This window comes from Paenibacillus oleatilyticus (genome assembly GCF_018998565.1).
Classification (GTDB): domain Bacteria; phylum Bacillota; class Bacilli; order Paenibacillales; family NBRC-103111; genus Paenibacillus_G; species Paenibacillus_G oleatilyticus.
Window position 1 is genome coordinate 1 of record NZ_JAHNZO010000121.1, and the last position, 396, is coordinate 396.

Annotated in this window: 1 protein-coding gene; it reads left to right on the forward strand. The window is 54.0% G+C overall.

Translation table 11 applies throughout. From position 1 onward, the window contains the following. Positions 1 to 156: 156 nt before the first annotated feature. Positions 157 to 396, forward strand: a 240-nt coding sequence (locus KQX66_RS38910) for a TGS domain-containing protein (protein ID WP_216798411.1), incomplete at its 3' end; no start/stop codon positions are given.

Here is a 396-nt window from a genome sequence, read left to right on the forward strand (position 1 = left end):
GCTGAGAAGGTATGCGTTCCATTCTGTATACCCAGTGAGGTTTCAATCTGGCAATTGTGGGCGAGATCTGAAACCTGGCTGACCAAACCCAAAATCCAATTTTCGTACTGCATGTGATCTGTCGTGTGGGTCACCACTGTAGATAAGGAATTATTAATGCCTGTTATTACCCTTCCTGACGGAAGTCAGCGTCATTTCGACCACCCCGTTTCCCCGATGGATGTCGCGCGCGATATCGGCCCTGGCCTGGCGAAAGCCTGTATCGCCGGCCGCGTCAACGGCGAGCTGGTTGACGCCGGCGATCTGATCGAATCAGATGCGCAGCTGGCCATCATCACCATCAAAGATGAAGACGGTCTGGAAATCATGCGCCACTCCTGCGCGCACCTGCTGGGT